Source organism: Streptomyces sp. NPDC058000, from assembly GCF_042886435.1.
Taxonomy (GTDB): domain Bacteria; phylum Actinomycetota; class Actinomycetes; order Streptomycetales; family Streptomycetaceae; genus Streptomyces.
In genome coordinates this window covers 68,835-85,892 of record NZ_JBHVQS010000011.1, presented here as the reverse complement: position 1 = coordinate 85,892, position 17,058 = coordinate 68,835, and the positions used below count along the sequence as shown (strand labels likewise).

General features: G+C 71.9%; 19 protein-coding genes. 13 read left to right on the top strand and 6 right to left on the bottom strand.

The window, feature by feature from the left end:
• The first annotated feature begins 156 nt into the window (after nt 1-156).
• On the top strand, nt 157-618 hold the full coding sequence (locus tag ACFVT2_RS14435) for a hypothetical protein (protein WP_390016731.1): 462 nt from the start codon (nt 157-159) through the stop codon (nt 616-618).
• Between the two features lie 36 nt (nt 619-654).
• On the opposite strand, the gene ACFVT2_RS14430 is transcribed toward ACFVT2_RS14435, so the two are convergent.
• The gene (locus tag ACFVT2_RS14430; RefSeq protein WP_390016729.1) at nt 655-2,145 is read right to left on the bottom strand and encodes a carboxylesterase/lipase family protein; all 1,491 of its coding nucleotides are present in this window, start codon (nt 2,143-2,145) and stop codon (nt 655-657) included.
• A gap of 127 nt (nt 2,146-2,272) precedes the next feature.
• Nucleotides 2,273-3,211, bottom strand: a complete 939-nt coding sequence (locus ACFVT2_RS14425; RefSeq protein WP_390016726.1) for a LysR substrate-binding domain-containing protein — start codon at nt 3,209-3,211, stop codon at nt 2,273-2,275.
• Between the two features lie 163 nt (nt 3,212-3,374).
• On the opposite strand from ACFVT2_RS14425, the gene ACFVT2_RS14420 reads away from it, so the two are divergent.
• From ACFVT2_RS14420 to dmpG, 8 genes are all read left to right on the top strand, one after another.
• Nucleotides 3,375-4,832: a 2-hydroxymuconic semialdehyde dehydrogenase gene (locus ACFVT2_RS14420; RefSeq protein WP_390016724.1), complete on the top strand. Its 1,458-nt coding sequence runs from the start codon at nt 3,375-3,377 to the stop codon at nt 4,830-4,832.
• 11 nt (nt 4,833-4,843) lie between these two features.
• Nucleotides 4,844-5,689 (top strand): 2-keto-4-pentenoate hydratase, encoded by an 846-nt coding sequence (locus ACFVT2_RS14415; protein ID WP_390017077.1) that lies wholly within the window; start codon nt 4,844-4,846, stop codon nt 5,687-5,689.
• Nucleotides 5,686-6,441, top strand: coding sequence for a 2-keto-4-pentenoate hydratase (locus ACFVT2_RS14410; protein WP_390016721.1), 756 nt, complete (start codon nt 5,686-5,688; stop codon nt 6,439-6,441). The genes ACFVT2_RS14415 and ACFVT2_RS14410 overlap by 4 nt, the downstream gene beginning before the upstream one ends.
• Nucleotides 6,438-6,908: a RidA family protein gene (locus tag ACFVT2_RS14405; protein ID WP_390016718.1), complete on the top strand. Its 471-nt coding sequence runs from the start codon at nt 6,438-6,440 to the stop codon at nt 6,906-6,908. Before ACFVT2_RS14410 ends, ACFVT2_RS14405 begins: the two co-directional genes overlap by 4 nt.
• A gap of 12 nt (nt 6,909-6,920) precedes the next feature.
• Nucleotides 6,921-7,499 (top strand): 3-hydroxyanthranilate 3,4-dioxygenase, encoded by a 579-nt coding sequence (locus ACFVT2_RS14400; protein WP_390016716.1) that lies wholly within the window; start codon nt 6,921-6,923, stop codon nt 7,497-7,499.
• Nucleotides 7,500-7,605: 106 nt separating this feature from the next.
• Nucleotides 7,606-8,676, top strand: coding sequence for an amidohydrolase family protein (locus ACFVT2_RS14395; protein ID WP_390016714.1), 1,071 nt, complete (start codon nt 7,606-7,608; stop codon nt 8,674-8,676).
• Nucleotides 8,673-9,599 (top strand): acetaldehyde dehydrogenase (acetylating), encoded by a 927-nt coding sequence (locus tag ACFVT2_RS14390; RefSeq protein WP_390016712.1) that lies wholly within the window; start codon nt 8,673-8,675, stop codon nt 9,597-9,599. Before ACFVT2_RS14395 ends, ACFVT2_RS14390 begins: the two co-directional genes overlap by 4 nt.
• Complete coding sequence (dmpG, locus tag ACFVT2_RS14385; RefSeq protein ID WP_390016711.1) at nt 9,596-10,609, top strand: 4-hydroxy-2-oxovalerate aldolase; 1,014 nt, start codon at nt 9,596-9,598, stop codon at nt 10,607-10,609. The genes ACFVT2_RS14390 and dmpG overlap by 4 nt, the downstream gene beginning before the upstream one ends.
• A gap of 80 nt (nt 10,610-10,689) precedes the next feature.
• On the opposite strand, the gene ACFVT2_RS14380 is transcribed toward dmpG, so the two are convergent.
• The 3 genes from ACFVT2_RS14380 to ACFVT2_RS14370 form a co-directional block, all read right to left on the bottom strand.
• Entirely contained in the window at nt 10,690-10,848 is a 159-nt protein-coding gene (locus ACFVT2_RS14380; RefSeq protein WP_390016709.1) for a hypothetical protein, read from the bottom strand.
• 123 nt (nt 10,849-10,971) lie between these two features.
• Nucleotides 10,972-12,096 (bottom strand): IS630 family transposase, encoded by a 1,125-nt coding sequence (locus tag ACFVT2_RS14375; RefSeq protein ID WP_390016707.1) that lies wholly within the window; start codon nt 12,094-12,096, stop codon nt 10,972-10,974.
• A gap of 34 nt (nt 12,097-12,130) precedes the next feature.
• Nucleotides 12,131-12,529 carry a VOC family protein gene (locus ACFVT2_RS14370; protein ID WP_390016705.1) on the bottom strand — a complete coding sequence of 133 codons (399 nt, stop codon included), beginning with the start codon at nt 12,527-12,529 and terminating at the stop codon, nt 12,131-12,133.
• 120 nt (nt 12,530-12,649) lie between these two features.
• Between ACFVT2_RS14370 and ACFVT2_RS14365 the strand changes: the two genes are divergently transcribed.
• A complete protein-coding gene (locus tag ACFVT2_RS14365) occupies nt 12,650-13,684 on the top strand; it encodes a helix-turn-helix transcriptional regulator (RefSeq protein ID WP_390016702.1) in 1,035 nt (344 codons plus the stop codon).
• Between the two features lie 93 nt (nt 13,685-13,777).
• Here ACFVT2_RS14365 and ACFVT2_RS14360 read toward each other — a convergent pair whose 3' ends face one another.
• Entirely contained in the window at nt 13,778-14,128 is a 351-nt protein-coding gene (locus ACFVT2_RS14360) for an STAS domain-containing protein (RefSeq protein WP_390016701.1), read from the bottom strand.
• Between the two features lie 283 nt (nt 14,129-14,411).
• Between ACFVT2_RS14360 and ACFVT2_RS14355 the strand changes: the two genes are divergently transcribed.
• The 3 genes from ACFVT2_RS14355 (at nt 14,412) to ACFVT2_RS14345 (ending at nt 16,977) form a co-directional block, all read left to right on the top strand.
• Nucleotides 14,412-16,055: a SpoIIE family protein phosphatase gene (locus tag ACFVT2_RS14355; protein WP_390017074.1), complete on the top strand. Its 1,644-nt coding sequence runs from the start codon at nt 14,412-14,414 to the stop codon at nt 16,053-16,055.
• Nucleotides 16,056-16,178: 123 nt separating this feature from the next.
• Nucleotides 16,179-16,478, top strand: a complete 300-nt coding sequence (locus ACFVT2_RS14350) for an STAS domain-containing protein (RefSeq protein WP_390016698.1) — start codon at nt 16,179-16,181, stop codon at nt 16,476-16,478.
• Nucleotides 16,479-16,605: 127 nt separating this feature from the next.
• The gene (locus tag ACFVT2_RS14345) at nt 16,606-16,977 is read left to right on the top strand and encodes an ATP-binding protein (protein WP_390016696.1); all 372 of its coding nucleotides are present in this window, start codon (nt 16,606-16,608) and stop codon (nt 16,975-16,977) included.
• The last annotated feature ends 81 nt before the right edge of the window (nt 16,978-17,058 follow it).

The following is a 17,058-nucleotide window of genomic DNA, read 5'->3' as shown; positions in this document are numbered from 1 at the left end:
CCGGTGACGGCCCGGCGTGCCGCATCGGGCCGTCGTGATCTCCACCCTTTTCTCCAACCCGGTGGTCGATCCGCGGAGGGTGGCCCGGCCCGCAGGGTGGGAGACGGCGGCACACCGCCGCCCATGCTCGTCCTCGCACAGAAGGTTCTGGGGGTCATGGACAATTCCACCGTCACCAACCTCGCCGTCACCGCCGTCGTGCTGCTGTGGCTGCTGTCCCGTCAGCTCATGGAGCGCCCGCTGCGGGAGAAGTCCCCGGTCGGTCTGGTGCTGATCATCATCGGCGCGGTGGAGACCGGCTGGTACGTCACGGCTCATCCGCTGTCCTGGCGGGACGGTGTGCTGGTCGTCGTGAGCCTGGGCGTCGGGGTGGCGCTGGCGGCGGTGCGGGCGTTCACCGTGCGGTTGTCCGTGCGTGGGGACCGGGTCGTGCGGCAGGGTACGCCGCTCACCGCGGTGCTGTGGGTCGCCGGTCTGGGCCAGCACTTCCTGATCAACGCCGCGGTCGCGGCCGGGCTCGGCGCGGTCAGTGTCCTGTTCTACTTCGGTGTGGTGCTGCTGGCGCAGCAGCGGGTGCTGGTGGGGCGGGCCGCCACGGCGGGCCTCTCCGGTCGCTGACCGAGGACGCCCGCCGGCGGTGACTGTGGGGCGCGCTCAGTGCCCGGCGTCGTCCCCGTCCGCCGCTGCCTGGGCGAAGTGGCGGATCCGGGCGGGAGTGGCGGGTTCGTAGGCGGGGATGCCCTGCGGGGTGCCGGTGGTGACGAAGGTGGCGACGGCGCCGGCGAAGGCGTCGCCGAGCGCCCGGGCGGCGGCGTCCGGGCGACCCAGCATGGGGCTGTCGGGGTAGTTGTCGAACGTGCGGAAGAGGAAGGGAAGTTCACTGCAGTGGCAGGCGCCGAGGACGTTGCCGGCGCCGGGGGCGGCGTAGTCGAACTGGTAGACGTAGGTGCGGTTGCCGGCGGCGGCGTGGTGGTCGGCGATCTCCAGTGCGCCGTTGCGGAACTCGGCATCGGTCTTGGCGGCGATGGCGATCTGGCCCGGTGTGGCGTGCGGGAGCTGCCTGGCGTAGCGCTGGTAGAGCTGCTCCGCTTCCCCTTCGCCGGGGGCCTGTTGGGCCAGGAGGGCCAGGGCGCCGGCGCGGCTGAGGGACTGGATGTTCGGGTCGAGTCCCATGAAGGCGGTCATCTCGTCGCGGACGCTGCCGATCAGCACGTCCTTGCCGTCCAGGGCGCCCGCGGTGAGTGCGTCGCGCCAGGCACGGGCGGCGCCGACGCCACCGAGCACCGGGTACATCGCCGGGGCGACGCCGCCTGCCTGGGCGACCTGGACCGCCAACGTGCCGTAGGTGGTGATGAGTTGTTCGACGGGCAGGGCGCGCAGGGCCTTGCCGGGGTCGGCCTGGCCGGTCACGTCCAGGAGGCGCAGGTATGCCTGGGCGTGCTCGGCGGCCAGGGCCGGGTCCTGTGGTGCCAGGCCCCAGGGGCCGCTCTGCAGCAGGACGCGGCGGACGAGTCCGGCGGTCGGCGGCTCGGTCGCCAGCGACAGTGCCGAGAACGCGCCGGCGGACTGGCCGCCGACCGTCACGGCGTCCGGGTCGCCGCCGAACGCGGCGATGTTGTCCCGTACCCAGCGGAGCGCCGCGGCCTGGTCCTGCGCGCCGAGGTTGTCCGCGCCGATCTCCGGGAGGTGGAGGTAACCGAGCGGCCCCAGGCGGTAGTTGGCGGTGACGACGACCAGGTCGCCGCGGGCGGCGAGCCGGGCGCCGTCGTACCAGTCCCAGCCGCCCGAGCCGCTGCTGAACCCGCCGCCGTGGAGCCACAGCAGGACCGGCCGGGCCGTTCCGTCCTCGCCGGACCCGTTGGGGCGCCAGACGTTCAGGGTGAGACAGCCGTCCTCGTTCCAGTCCGGGGTACGGCGCCCCATGACCGCTTCCAGCCGGGACGGGCCCTGGGGCGCGGCGGGTCCGGCCTGCTCCGCGTCCCGGATCCCCGACCACTGCGGGCCGGGCCGCGGCGGGGCGAACCGCAACGCGCCGACGGGGGACGCGGCGTAGGGGATCCCCCGGTAGGCCACCGCCCCTCCTTCGCTCCGCCCCCGGACCCGGCCCTGGTTCGTGGCCACGACCTGGTCGCTGTCCTGCGTCATCGTGCTCACCTTTCGTGGATCGCGTGCTCCGCTCACCTGCTCCGGACGTTCTATCCCGGGTGTGGCGATCCGGGCCAGCGGCCGCCGGGCCGCCGGCCGGTCACGGGGCGGTCCGCGGCGGCCTCGGTCACGCCGGCGTGTCGTCCTGCGGCGCGGTCAGCTCGGCGGCCTGTTCCCGTAGGTGATCCAGCATCAGGCGGGCGGAGGGGGTGAGCGGCCGCCGGTCGGGCAGGGTGACGCCCACCGTGCGCCGCACCGGCTCCAGCGCCACGGGCAGCGGCGCGATCTCCCCGTCGGTGCGCGCCACCAACTCCGGTAGCACCGCGATCATGTCGGTGTCGCGGACGAGGGTGCGGACGGCGAGCGCCGAACTGCACTCCACCAGGTTGGTGGGCAGCGGCAGGCCCGCGCCGTGGAACACCTGCTCCAACTCCTGTCGTAAAGCGGTCTGTCGGAGCGGGACGACCCACGGGTGGTCGAGCAGGTCCGCGAGGGTCAGCCCGGGGCGGGAGCGGGCCGGGTGGCCGGGGCGGGCGACCAGGAGCACCGGCTCTCTGTAGAGGGTGATCTGACGGAGCGCCGGCTGGTCGTCGATGGGGTTGAGCCGGCCCAGGACCAGGTCGACCTCGCCGTCCAGCAACCGTGGCACCTGGGCGTCGAAGGTGGCTTCCTGGACGACCACGGTGATGCCGGGCCGGGCCGCCTTCAGTGCCGCGATGGCTCTGGGCAGCAGGACGTTGGAACCGGCGACCAGGGTGCCGACGGTCACCGTGCCGACCTCGCCGTCGGCCAGGCCGCTGATCCGGTCGCCGGCCCGCCGCAGCTCGGCGAGGACCGACCGGGCGTGCTCGATGAACGCCGCGCCGAACAGCGTCGGCGTCGCCCCGCGAGGTCCGCGGACGAACAGTTCCACGCCCAGGATCCCTTCGAGCTCGCGCAGGCTCCGGGTGACCGCGGGCTGCGCCAGTCGCAGGTGTTCGGCGGCGCGCAGCACGCTGCCGTGCGCCTCGATGGCCACCACCAGCACCAGGTGCCGTAGCTTCAACCGTCCGTTCAGCAGATCCATCCCGCACTCACCCCCACCGGGCCCGCCCCTTCCCCGATATACCCAAACGGCTATATCAGCCTCACGAATTGGTATTGGACGAGCATATCTTGCGCCCCCAATGATGGCTCCACGGGCCGGAACCCCAACCGGCCCGGGATCCACCGAGAGGAGCGGTATCGGTATGCAGCCGGCTCACTACATCGGCGGGGCGTTCCTGCCCCCGGAGCCCGAGGCGTCCGGCGGCGGTTTCCCGTTGGTCGACCCGGCGACCGGGGCGGTCGTCGGACGGGTTCCGGAGGCGTCGCGCGAGACGGTCGACGCGGCGGTGCACGCGGCGCGCCAGGCACTGCGGGGTCCGTGGGGCGCGACCGGGGTGCCGGAGCGGGCGGCCGCGCTGCGGATGATCGCCGACGGCATCGAGCAGCGCTTCGAGGCGTTCGTGGCGGCCGAGTCCGCCGACACCGGCAAGCCCCGCGAGTTGGCCGCCACCGTCGACATCCCGCGGGCCATCGGCAACTTCCGTTCCTACGCCGATCTGCTCTCCGCACAGGCGGAGCGGGCCTACCTCACCGACGTTCCCGATTGGAGCGGCGGCGCCGGACAGGCACTGAACTACACCGTCCGGCGCCCGCTCGGCGTGGTCGCGGTCATCGCGCCGTGGAACCTCCCGCTGCTGCTGCTCACCTGGAAGGTCGTCCCCGCGCTGGCGGCCGGCAACGCGGTGGTCGCCAAGCCCTCGGAGGAGACCCCCTCCACCGCGACGCTGCTGGCCGACGTGATCGACGAGGCGGGACTGCCGGACGGTGCGTTCAACGTCGTCCACGGCCACGGGCCGGGCGCCGCCGGCGAGTTCCTCACCGCCCACCCGGAGGTGGACGCGATCGCGTTCACCGGCGAGTCGGCGACCGGCACCGCCATCATGCGGGCGGCCGCCGACCACGTCACCCCGGTCTCCTTCGAACTCGGCGGCAAGAACCCCGCGGTGGTCTTCGCCGACGCCGACCTCGACGCGGCGGTGGCCGGCACGGTCCGGTCGGCGTTCACCCACTCCGGGCAGATCTGCCTGTGCACCGAGCGGGTCTACGTCGAGCGCCCGGTCTTCGACGCGTTCGTCACCGCACTGGGCGCCCGGGCCCGCAAGCTCTCCGGCTACGGGCCGCTGATCTCCGCGCGCCACCGCGACAAGGTGCTGTCGTACTTCCGGCTCGCCGTCGAGGAGGGCGCCACCGTCGTCGCCGGCGGCAGCACCCCGTACTTCGGCGACGAACGGGACCACGGCTTCTACGCGGAGCCGACCGTGCTCACCGGGCTGCCGCCGACCGCCCGCGCGGTCCGCGAGGAGGTCTTCGGGCCGGTCTGTCACATCGCCCCGTTCGACACCGAGGAGGAGGCGGTCCGGCTCGCCAACGACAGCCCCTACGGCCTGGCGGCCACCGTGTGGACCAGCGACCTGTCCCGGGCGCACCGGGTGGCGCCGCGCATCGAAGCCGGCATCGTCTGGGTGAACTGCTGGAACCTGCGCGATCTGCGCACCCCGTTCGGCGGACGGAAGGCTTCCGGGATCGGCCGGGAGGGCGGCGAGCACTCGCTGGACTTCTTCTCCGAGCCCACCAACATCTGCGTCCGGATCGGCGGGTGAGCGCGGTGACGGTGACCCCGACGACCACCACCCGCGAGGTCGGTGTCAGCGCCGCCGCCCGGCAGCTGCTGGCCGCCCACGCCACCCGCACGCCCTGTGACCCGGTGCGCGACCTGATCGACGGGGTGGACGAGGCGTACGCCGTGCAGGAGATCCTGGCCCGCTCCTGGCTGGCCGCCGGCCGGCGACCGGTGGGCCGCAAGATCGGGCTGACCTCCCGCAGCGTCCAACGTCAACTCGGCGTCAACAGCCCGGACTTCGGGGTGCTCTTCAGCGATATGGCGGTGCCGGACGGTGCCGAGGTGCCGGACGGCGCGGTGTTGCAGCCCCGGGCGGAGGCCGAGGTGGCCCTCGTCCTGGAGCGGGACCTGACCCACGAACGGCACACCGTCGCCGACCTGTTGCGCGCCACCGCGTTCGCGCTGCCGGCGATCGAGGTGGTCGGCAGCCGCATCCGTGACTGGGACATCTCGCTGACCGACACCATCGCGGACAACGCCTCGTGCGGGATGTACGTGCTCGGCAACCGCCCGGCCCGACTGACCGACCTGGACCTGCGGCTGTGCGGCATGGTCCTCGAACGCCGCGGGGAGCAGGTGTCCACCGGGGCCGGCGCGGCCTGCCTGGGCCATCCGCTGAACGCCGCGATCTGGCTGGCCGACACCCTGGTGCGGTGCGGTCAACCGCTGCGCGCCGGGGACACCGTGCTGACCGGGGCGCTGGGCCCGATGGTCCGCACCGCACCCGGCGACGTGCTGGAGGCCCGGATCGAGGGCCTGGGGGACGTCCGGGTCGCGTTCGCCCAGGACGACCCGGCCGACGACGGGGCCACGAGCGAGGAAGGCAACACGACATGACCGACATCCAGGAGCTGGCCGCCACGCTCGACGACGCCGAACGGGGCGTCCGGGCGATCGCCCCGCTCACCGAGACCGGGCCGCTCGGCGTCGCGGACGCCTACCGGGTCCAGCGGGCCGTCCTCGCCCGCCGCACGTCCCGCGGCGAGCGGCTGATCGGCGTGAAGATGGGCTTCACCAGCCGGGCCAAGATGGTGCAGATGGGCGTCGACGACGTCATCTGGGGGCTGTTGACCGACAGCATGCTGGTCGAGTCGACGCTGGACCTGAGCGGCCTGATCCAGCCGCGGATCGAGCCCGAGATCGCGTTCCTGATCGGCCGCCGGATCCGCTCGGCCGCCGAGGCGGACGCCGCGGTCGCGGGCGTCGCGGTCGGCTACGAGGTGCTCGACTCCCGCTACCGCGACTTCGCGTTCACCCTGCCCGACGTGATCGCCGACAACGCGTCCGCCGCGGCCTTCGGCGTCGGTGCCTGGCACGACCCCCGCGACCTGGGCGGCATCGACAACATCGGCCTGGTGATGGAGATCGAGGGGCGGCTCACCCAGACCGGTTCGTCGGCCGCGATCCTCGGCGACCCGATGCGCTCGCTGCGCGCCGCGGCCCGGCTCGCCGAACAGGCCGGCACCCCGTTGGAACCGGGCTGGGTGGTACTGGCCGGCGCCGCCACCGCCGCCGTACCACTCCCCCGGAACGCCCACGTCAAGGTCACCGGGGCGGGCCTGGGCAGCGTGGCGGTGACCACGGTATGAGCGACGCGATCCTGGTCGAGGGCAGGGCCGCACCGCGCGGACGGTTCCCGCACGTGCGGCGGGCCGGCGACTTCGTCTTCGTCTCCGGCACCAGCTCCCGCCGGCCCGACGGCAGCTTCGCCGGCGCCACCGCCGACGACCTGGGCGTCACCCGCGTCGACATCCGCACGCAGACCCGGGCCGTCATCGAGAACCTCCGCGAACTGCTGCGGGCGGCCGGCGGGGACCTCGGCGACGCGGTCAACCTCACCACCTACCTGGTCAACATGCACGACTTCGGCGGCTACAACGAGGTCTACGCCGAGTACTTCGACGAGACGGGGCCGGCCCGCACCACCGTCGCGGTCCACCAGTTGCCCCATCCGCACCTGCTCATCGAGATCGCGTGCACCGCGTATCTCCCGCACCGGGCCGACCCCCGGCCCGACGGAACCGCGTCCCGTGTGTCACCGGCCAACGAGTCCTGAGGAGGGCAAAGGATGACCCTGCCCAAGCTGTCGTGCGGAGTGCCGTTCAACTTCGAGCGGTGGATCGAGGAACACCGCGATCTGCTCCGCCCGCCGGTCGGCAACGTGCAGGTCTGGCAGGACAGCGACCTGATGGTCACCATCGTCGGCGGCCCCAACCAGCGCACCGACTTCCACGACGACCCGACCGAGGAGTTCTTCTACCAGCTCAAGGGCAACATGGTCCTCCGGGTGATGGAGGAGGAGGGCAAACCCCCCGTCGATGTGCAGATCAACGAGGGCGACGTCTTCCTGCTGCCGCCGCACGTGCGCCACTCACCGCAGCGCCCGGAGCCCGGCTCGATCGGCCTGGTGGTGGAGTTCGCCCGCCCCAGGGGCAGCAAGGACGCCTTCGAGTGGTACTGCACCGAGTGCTTCCACCTCGTCTACCGCGCCGAACTCCAACTCCACTCGATCGTCAACGACCTGCCGCCGATCTTCCGCGGCTTCTACGCCGGCGAACGCACCTGCCCGCGCTGCGGGGCCCGCCACCCGGGCGAGGAATGGCCCGAGCACCAGCGCCCGCAGACACTCCCCCGCGCCCGCGGTTGAACCCGGGGTCATCCCCCGTCCCGCCCCTGTACGGGGCCCACCATGCCCCGTGGGCGGGCCAGGCACCCCCGGCCGGCCCGCCCACGGACCTTCGAAACGGAGTCCCGTGAGCGTCACCGACGACCACCCCCGCAACCCCACCGACCATCACGACCGCGCCGCCGTCATCGACGTCCACACCCACCTCTTCCCGAGGATCTCCCGCGCCGAGAGCCGTATCCTGGTCGGTGCCGGGGAGCCCTGGCTGCGCGAGGTGGGCGACGGCACCGGCATGATGATGAGCGGCGCCGACGACTACCGGCCGGTCCGCGCGGAACTGTGGGAGCCCGGCAGCCGGCTCGCCGCCATGGACCGCTCCGGTGTCGGCGTCCAGGCGGTCTCCTCCACTCCCCTGCTGTTCGGCTACGCCGCCGACCCGGCCCGCGCCGCCGACTGGTGCGAGCTGGTCAACCAGCGGATCCTGGACTTCTGCGGACAGGCCCCGGACCGGCTGCTGCCGCTGTGCCAAGTCCCGTTGCAGGACGCCGCGTCGGCCGCCGCGGCGGTCACCAGGGCCAAGGCCGCGGGCCACCGCGGCGTGCACATCGGCAACCACGTCGGGCAGCGCTACCTCGACGACGCGGACCTCGTCGCGTTCCTCGCCCACTGCGCCGACGAGGACATGCCGGTCCTCGTCCACCCGTGGGACATGCTCGGCGCCGACCGGATGGCCCGCGGGTACATGCTGCCGTGGCTGGTGGGCATGGCGGCCGAAACCCAGCTCTCGCTCCTCTCACTGATCCTGTCCGGCGGATTCGAACGGCTCCCGCGCTCGCTGCGGATGTGCTTCTGCCACGGCGGCGGCAGCTTCGCCTACCTCCTCGGCCGGGCCGACAACGCCTGGCACCAACGCGACATCGTCCGCGAGGACTCCCCGCACCCGCCCTCCTTCTACACCGACCGCTTCTTCGTCGACTCGGCCGTCTTCGACCCCAGGGCGCTGCGCCTGCTGCTGGACGTGATGGGTACCGAACGGGTCATGCTCGGCACCGACTTCCCCTTCCCGCTCGGCGAGCAGGAACCCGGCGCGGCCATCCGCGCCTGCGCCGGCCTGACCGACGCGGACCGTGCGGCGCTGCTCGGCGGCAACGCCCACCGCTTCTTCGGCCCGTCGGCGCCCGCGGCGGACGCGCGATGAGCCCCGCTCCGCCCCGCACCAAGGTCGCGATCATCGGGTCCGGCAACATCGGCACCGACCTGATGATCAAGGTGCTCAGGACCTCCGACGTGCTGACCGTCGCCGCCCTGGCCGGCATCGACCCGACCTCCGACGGTCTGGCCCGGGCCCGTCGCCTGGGCGTCCCCACCACCCACGACGGCGTCAACGGCCTCCTGGCCCGGCCCGACTTCGACGCGATCGACATCATCCTGGACGCCACCTCCGCCGCAGCCCACCAGCACAACGCCACGGTGCTGGAGCCCTACGGCAAGCAGCTGATCGATCTCACCCCGGCCGCCCTCGGCCCGTACGTCGTCCCGCCGGTCAACCTCGACGAGCACCTCCAGGCACCCGACCTCAACATGGTCACCTGCGGCGGCCAGGCCACCGTACCGATCGTCGCCGCGGTCTCCCGGATCGCACCCGTCCGCTACGCCGAGATCATCGCCTCGATCTCCGCCCGGTCCGCCGGACCCGGCACCCGCGCCAACATCGACGAGTTCACCGAAACCACCGCCCGCGCCCTGGAGGTGGTCGGCGGCGCGGCCCGCGGCAAGGCGGTGATCATCCTCAACCCCGCCGACCCACCACCACTGATGCGCGACACCGTCCACTGCGTGGTCGACGACGACGCCGACGGCGTGGCCCTCACCAAGGCCATCGACGCCATGGTCGCCGAAGTCGCCGCCTACGTGCCCGGATACCGGCTCAAACAACAGGTCCAGATCCGCCCGATCGGCCCGGACGACCCACTCACCGCACTCGCCGGCGGCAGCGGACAACTGGTCTCGACCTTCCTCGAAGTCGAGGGCGCCGCCCACTACTTGCCCGCCTACGCCGGCAACCTCGACATCATGACGTCCGCAGCACTGCGCGTCGCGGAAAGGCTGGCCACCCGATGACCCACGACCTCTACGTGCAGGACGTCACCCTCCGGGACGGGATGCACGCCATCCGGCACCAGTACGGCCTCGACCACGTCCGCGCCATCGCCCGGGCCCTGGACGCCGCGGGGGTCGCCGCCATCGAGGTCTCCCACGGCGACGGCCTGGCCGGCTCCAGCGTCAACTACGGCCCCGGCGCGCACACCGACGAGGAGTGGATCGCGGCCGCCGCCGAGGTGGTGCAGCGCGCCACCCTCACCACCCTGCTGCTGCCCGGCATCGGCACCGTCGCCGAACTCAAGCGCGCGCACGCCCTGGGCGTGCGCTCCGTGCGCGTCGCCACCCACTGCACGGAAGCCGACGTCGCCGCCCAGCACATCAGCACCGCCCGCGAACTGGGCATGGACGTCGCGGGGTTCCTGATGATGGCCCACCTGGCCGATCCGGCGACCCTCGCCGCGCAGGCCAAGCTGATGGAGTCCTACGGCGCCCACTGCGTCTACGTCACCGACTCCGGCGGCCGCCTCACCATGGACGGGGTGCGCGACCGGATCCGCGCCTACCGCGACGTCCTGGACGCCGACACCGAGATCGGCATCCACGCCCACCACAACCTCGCGCTGGGCGTCGCCAACTCCGTGGTGGCGGTGGAGCACGGCGTCCGCCGGGTGGACGCCTCCCTCGCGGGCATGGGGGCGGGCGCGGGCAACTGCCCCCTGGAGGCGTTCGTCGCCGTCGCCGACCTCATGGGCTGGCGGCACGGCTGCGACACGTTCCGCCTGATGGACGCCGCCGACGACCTGGTCCGCCCGCTCCAGGACCGGCCGGTCCGGGTCGACCGGGAAACCCTCTCCCTCGGTTACGCCGGCGTCTACTCCAGTTTCCTCCGACACGCCGAGGACGCCGCCGAGCGCTACGGCCTGGACACCCGCGAAATCCTCGTCGAGGCCGGCCACCGGGGCCTGGTGGGCGGCCAGGAGGACCTGATCGTGGACATCGCCCTGGACCTGGCGGAACGCTCCCCCTGACGCAAACCCCTCTCACTCATCGGCCATGCGTACAAGACACCGGGCCGAATTGGGAAACCCGTCTGGGCCCCCTCCGGGCCTCAGTGCGGCGCGGCGGCCACCGTGCCCCAGGCCCGCCCGATCTCGGCGGCCGGAAAGGGCGTCCTTTTGCTCTCGGTGAGCAGACGACGGTGGAATGCGCCCAGCACCACCGGAGTTCGGGAATGCCGGTCGATGATCGCGGCGATCTCACACGGCACGCCATCGGGCCGATGACCGGTCAATCCACGCACGCAGGAAGGCGTCCAGTTCCCCACCGCCGAACAGCCCCTCGGGCAGGTGGCTGCTCAACGACAGGCAGGCACCGTCAACGTGACTGGCTGCTAGTGTCCTGCGCCGGAGATTCGTCGGCAGAAACGGGCGAGGGAGTCGAGAATCTCCTCGGCCGTCTTGGTCCAGATGAACGGCTTGGGGTCCTCGTTCCAGTTCTTGACCCACGTGCGGATGTCGGCTTCGAGGGCCTGCACGTTCTTGTGTGCGCCGCGGCGGATCATCTGGTCGGCCAGGAAGCCGAACCACCGCTCCACTTGGTTGATCCACGAGGAGCCGGTCGGGGTGAAGTGCAGCTGAAACCGCGGGTGCTTACCCAGCCATGCCTTGATCGCGGGAGTCTTGTGGGTGCCGTAGTTGTCCACGATCAGATGGACCTGGAGGTGCGCGGGCACTTCCTTGTCGATCCTGATCAGGAACTTCTTGAACTCCGCTGCCCGATGCCTGCGGTGCAGGGCACTGATGACCTCGCCGGTGGCAACATCAAAGGCCGCAAACAAGGTGGTCAGGCCGTTGCGGACGTAGTCGTGGGTCCGGCGCTCGGGCATGCCCGGCATCATCGGCAAAACCGGCTGCGACCGGTCCAGCGCCTGGATCTGGGACTTCTCATCCACCGAGAGCACGACCGCGCCTTCGGGCGGATTGAAGTACAGGCCGACGACGTCGTAGATCTTCTCCACGAACAACGGGTCTGTCGACAACTTGAACGTGTCTGTGAGATGAGGCTTGAGCTGGAACTTCCGCCAGATCCGGCCGACGGTGGACTTCGACAGGCCACTATGGTCCGCCATCGACTTCCGAGACCAGTGAGTCGCGTTCTTCGGGATCTCCTCCAACGTCGCGACCACGACTGCCTCCACCCGATCGACATCGACCGTCGGCGGCCTCCCCGGCCGAGGCTCGTCAGCCAAGCCATCCAGTCGGTCGACCAGGAACCGCCGCCGCCACTTACGAACCGTGTCCGCAGTCACCCGCAGATCCCGAGCAACTGCGACGATCGGTGGCACCTCCGGCCCCGCACACGCCAACACAATCCGTGCCCGCAAAGCCAACGCCTGAGCCGACGTCGCCCGCCGCATCCACCGCTCCAACACCGCCCGCTCCTCATCACAGAGCAGCAACGGCTCCAGCTTCGGGCCCCGACGAGGAACTGACGCACCAGCAGAAGAAGAAGTCACACAACAACTAACGATCAACTACTGGCGCAGGACACTAGCGGTTGTGCCGCTGTACGGCGTCGGCGGTGACGGGTGTGAAGAAGTTGATCAGGTTCCCGTCGGGGTCCCGGAACAGCAGGGAGCGGTTGCCCCACGGCATCGTCGTCGGCTGCTGGACGAACTCGCAGCCGAGTGGTGTCAATCGCTGGTATTCGGCGTCGACGTCGGCGACGCGGAACTCGGTGATCACCGTGCGGTTGGCGGCGGGCTGCGCAGAGTCGACGCCGAACAGCGGCACCGTGCGGTCGCTCGCGATCGCCAACGTGCATGAGGCGGTCACGAGTTCGGCGAAGTCAGGGGTCGACCACGCCGCGGAGACGGCGGTGACCTGCTCGTAGAAGGCGACGAGGCGAGCGACGTCGTGGGTGATCACGCGGATCGAGACGAAGTTCACGAAGGGCCTGCTTCCTGTGGGAGACGCCGCCGGGGAAGGGACGCCGGATGAAGGGACGCCTCGAACGCTAGGGCCGATACCGGACAGAATCCGCCCGGTATCGGAGGCAGACTTGCCCGAGTGACCACATCGACCACTCGGGTGCTCGCCCTGCTGGAGATCCTTCAGGGCGGCGGCATCCGCACCGTCCCCGACCTGGCCGCTCGCCTCGGCGTCGACGAACGCACCGTCCGTCGCTACGTCGGCCACTTGCTGGATCTCGGCGTGCCCGTCGACTCGGTGCGTGGCCGCTACGGCGGATACCGGCTCGCCCCCGGCTACCGGATGCCGCCGCTGATGCTCACCGACGAGGAGGCCCTGGCCGTGGTGCTCGGTCTCCTGGCCGCGCAGCGGGCCGGGCTGGTGACCACATCCGCCGCCGCGAGCGAGAGCGCCGCGGCGAAACTGCGGCGCGTCCTGCCCAAGGCCCTGGGACGACGGCTGGAGGCGCTGCTGGACACGGCCGGCTTCACCGCCCGGCCCCGCCCCGCCGCCGCTCCGGAAACGGAGGTACTGCTCGGACTTGCGGAGGCCACGCTCCATCAGCGGCCGGTGGCGCTCACCTACACCGACCGAACGGGCCGCAGCAGCGACCGCACCGTCCTGCCCTACGGCCTCGTGGCGCATTCCGGACGCTGGTACCTCACCGGCGCGGACCCGGCCGCTGCCGACGGGAACATACGGACCTTCCGGCTGGACCGGATCACCGCCATGACCGTGCAGTCCGGCTCTTTCGTCGTCCCGGCAGCGTTCGACCCGGTGACAAGAGTGCTGGACGGCCTCGCGCAGACGCCCTGGACCCACGAGGTGTCGCTGCGCATCCGCGGCAGCATCGAACACATCCGCAGCCGTCTCCCGGCCGACCTCGCGACACTGACCACGATCCCGGCCACCGCCGCCCTCGGCGACACCGACCCCTCCGACGGCTCCGCCGGCCCCACCACGGCCGACGCACACACCGGATGGGTCCAGGTCCGGATACGAGCCGAGCGGCTCGACTGGATTCCCCCCGTACTAGCCGCGCTGGACCGCCCGTTCGTCATTGAACACCCCGCGGAACTGCGCGTCCTCGTGCACGCGCTGGCCCGCCGGCTTGCCGCGTACGGCGATCTCTGACGTGGCCCCGGCCCGGCACGGCAGCGTCGCCGTAGCGGCCAGTACTCCCCGACGCCGGCTCCATGGGTCTCGCGCGTGGGCGGCCCGGCCGGGTCACTCCTGTGCGGCGCTCGGCACGTGGTCGACGAGGGTGAAGTAGTCGGCGGTCCCGGTGACCTCGAAGAGCCGTCGGACCACCGGCTGGAACGGGCCCGCCACCACAAGCGTGTGCCGCCGGCGGTGGTGGGCACGCTGCGTGCCGAGCAGGACGTGGAGGACGGTGGAGTCCGCGAAGTCGGTGAGCGAAAGGTCGACCACGGTCCTTCGGGCATCGTGCGACTCCGCCAACGCACACGCCTCTTCCAGGAGAGCGGCACTCTCGTGGTCGAGGGAGCCGGTGACGCGGATGACGAACACCTGATCCTCAACTGCGTGGGTGACCACGGCCGGTGTGGGTGCGTGCATGAGTGACAGGATGTCACGGGTGGTGGTCGCCGGACTCCCGGAGATCACGGGTACGGCTGGAATGGGCGGGGAGTTACGGCCGGAATGAGCATGCAGTTGACGCAACTTACCGGCCAGGGTTGGGCGTTGCCCGAGTGACGGGCGGTCGGGCGGCGCGTCCTGCGGAAGATTTGGCCGGGGGCGCATTGCGCGCGTGAGCCGGGCAGTGGAATGGTGGGCGGCAGCCCCCTCGCACGCACGACCACGGAAGGTGAGCGGCTCCCGAAGGCCCGGAGCCCGACATCTGGTGAACTCCGCCAACCGCTCCGCCGCCAGTACCTGGAGTGACGCAGCGCTGTACGCGGCGCCCTACCCGGTCCTCGTGGCCGACCCCGTGGGAACGGTGCGCCGGGCCAACGAGGCGTTCGGCCGGCTGGTGCCCGGCGCCGTCGAGGGCAGCGCGCTGCGCGAGGTGCTGCCCGACTGGCTCCTCCTGGCCCACGACCGGCTCACCTCCACACCCACGCCGCACGCCCCGCCGCCCCGGGGCGAGGTCGCCGGTCGCAGCTTCGAAGCCCACGCGACCCGCCTGCCCGACGGCGAGGTCGTGTGGTGGCTGACCGACGACACCGAGGTCCGGCTGGCCGAACGGCAGCTGCTCCAGGAGCGCCATCGGACCGCGTTCCTGGCCAGGGCCTCCGACGAACTGCTGTCCTCGCTGAGCCTGGACCGCTGTATGGAGGTGGCCGGCCGGCTGGCGGCCGCCCACCTCGCGGATGCCGCCGTCGTCATCGCGCCCCCGCTCGGGCGGATGCTGCCGATGGTGTCCGCCGACGCCACCGGGACGTGCTCCCGTCAACTGGCCGGTGCCGAACCGGAGATGGTCCCCGGCCTCGTGGAGGCCCTGCGGGGATTCCCGCCGGTGCCCTCCCGGTGGATCGATCCGGCGGCGGCGCCGGAGTGGCTGGTACCGCAAGGCTTCGGGCCGGTGGGGGCGATGGTGGTCACGCCACTGCCCGGCCATGGGGTCCCGGCCGGCGCGCTGGTCCTGCTCAGGAGCGCCCACCACGTCGCGTTCAGCGAGAGCGAGGAGGTCTTCGCCCGGCTCTTCGCGGCTCGGGCCGGGGCGGCGATGTCCGCTGCCCGGCTCTACGCGGAACAGGCCCACATCACCGAGACGTTGATGCGCGACCTGCTGCCTCCGCGTGTCGGCCAGGTCGACGGGATCGAGTTCGCGGCCCGCTACCGTGCGGCCAAGGACGGCGAGCGGGTCGGCGGCGACTTCTACGACATCCATCCGGCCGCGGTGTCCGGGGATGAATCCCTGGTGGTGCTGGGGGACGTGTGCGGCAAGGGGCTGGCTGCCGCGGTTCTCACCGGCAAGATCCGCAACACCCTGCACGCGTTGCTGCCGCTGGCCGGGGACCACGTCCGGATGCTGCGGCTGCTCAACGGCGCACTGCTCAGCTCCCATCACACCCGGTTCGCAACCCTCGTCGTCGCCTCGGCACGCCGCCGCGCGGACCGGGTGGAGCTGCGGGTGACCTGCGCCGGGCACCCCGCTCCGTTGGTGGTCCGTGCGGACGGCCGTGTGGCGGAGGTCGAGACCCTCGGCAACCTCGTCGGCGTCCTGCCGGAGATCAATGCGGTGACCGCACCGCTCACCCTCGCCCCGGGCGAGTCCGTGGTGCTGTTCACCGACGGCATCACCGAGTCCAGGGGCGGCCCGCTGGGCGACGAACTCTTCGGCGACGCGCGGCTGCGGCGGGCCCTCGCTCACTGCGCGGGGATGCCCGCCGAGGCAGTGGCCGAGCACGTCCAGATGCTCGCCGCCGAGTGGGTCGGCCCGAACAAGCACGATGACATGGCCGTGGTCACCGTCACCGCGCCCCGGCGCGCTCCGTCCCCCACGGCCGACGTTCCCTCGGCGGACGGGCACGGTGCATGACGACGCCCTCGACAGTCCCGTCCCCGGCGGCGACCGAACACGAAGTCACCTATCACGCCGGCCGGTTGTGGGATGCAGATGCAGTCCGCAGCGGCGACGAACACGCCGCCGGGACCAATGCCCGTGTCGCCCTGGACGCTCCCGGAGCGCCCGACGTCGAACGGCACGATCCCGGAAAGCCCGCATGACCGACGCACCGCCCACGCGGGCCGGCGGGCCCTGCATGTGGACTGTGGTGGGCTGGTGTTGTGCGACTCCATGGGCCTGTCCGCGCTGTTGATGGTCCACCGCCGCACCAGCACACTGGGGGTGCGGTTGCACTTGGAGGAGCGTCCGCCCGCCCTCGACCGGCCGCTGACCGTGACCGGCACGCCGGAGCATCTCACCGCTCCCCCTGCGCCGCCCCGGCTCCCCCGGCACTGAAATGAAGCCGGGAACGCCCCGGGCGCGACCCGGCGGTATGGCAGAGTGACCCCCTGATGCACGATTCTCAGCACGGCGGGTAGACGCACACCCGAGGCCGGATCCTGCACCATCAGGGAGGTGAACGGTGGCTCTCACAGCGGAACTGCCCGCTACCTCAGGCGAAGCGCGCGACCGCGTGCTCGCCCTGCTGCACGCCTGTCACCGGCAGGCCGACGACCTGGTGGTGGCCGACGCCCTGTTGATCACCTCGGAACTGGTCACCAACGCCCTGCGGCACGCCGGCGGGGTCACCGGCTTCGCCGCCCGCATCAGTGGGGGTCGGCTGGAGCTGACCGTCGAGGACGCCAGTCCGGTCCACCCGTTCGTCCCGTCCGACGACCGGGACGGCCGGATCGGTGGCTACGGCTGGTCGCTGGTCCGCCGGCTCGCCACGTCCGTCGCCATCACGCCGACGCCACTCGGCAAGGGCATCCACGTCGCACTGCGCCTCGGGTGAGGAGTGTCGTGGGGGTGCCTGGCCCGGGTGGTGGCCCCGGCTTCGCCCTTCTGGCTTCCCCTGGCCGGTGACCGTCGGTGT

What these genes read in the sequence shown, in the direction of transcription:
- ACFVT2_RS14425 (WP_390016726.1), bottom strand. Translation starts at nt 3,211, where the DNA reads ATGGATCTGCTGAACGGACGGTTGAAGCTACGGCACCTGGTGCTGGTG.
- ACFVT2_RS14435 (WP_390016731.1), top strand. Translation starts at nt 157, where the DNA reads ATGGACAATTCCACCGTCACCAACCTCGCCGTCACCGCCGTCGTGCTG.
- ACFVT2_RS14420 (WP_390016724.1), top strand. Translation starts at nt 3,375, where the DNA reads ATGCAGCCGGCTCACTACATCGGCGGGGCGTTCCTGCCCCCGGAGCCC.
- ACFVT2_RS14360 (WP_390016701.1), bottom strand. Translation starts at nt 14,128, where the DNA reads ATGCACGCACCCACACCGGCCGTGGTCACCCACGCAGTTGAGGATCAG.
- ACFVT2_RS14405 (WP_390016718.1), top strand. Translation starts at nt 6,438, where the DNA reads ATGAGCGACGCGATCCTGGTCGAGGGCAGGGCCGCACCGCGCGGACGG.
- ACFVT2_RS14390 (WP_390016712.1), top strand. Translation starts at nt 8,673, where the DNA reads ATGAGCCCCGCTCCGCCCCGCACCAAGGTCGCGATCATCGGGTCCGGC.
- dmpG (WP_390016711.1), top strand. Translation starts at nt 9,596, where the DNA reads ATGACCCACGACCTCTACGTGCAGGACGTCACCCTCCGGGACGGGATG.
- ACFVT2_RS14430 (WP_390016729.1), bottom strand. Translation starts at nt 2,145, where the DNA reads ATGACGCAGGACAGCGACCAGGTCGTGGCCACGAACCAGGGCCGGGTC.
- ACFVT2_RS14400 (WP_390016716.1), top strand. Translation starts at nt 6,921, where the DNA reads ATGACCCTGCCCAAGCTGTCGTGCGGAGTGCCGTTCAACTTCGAGCGG.
- ACFVT2_RS14410 (WP_390016721.1), top strand. Translation starts at nt 5,686, where the DNA reads ATGACCGACATCCAGGAGCTGGCCGCCACGCTCGACGACGCCGAACGG.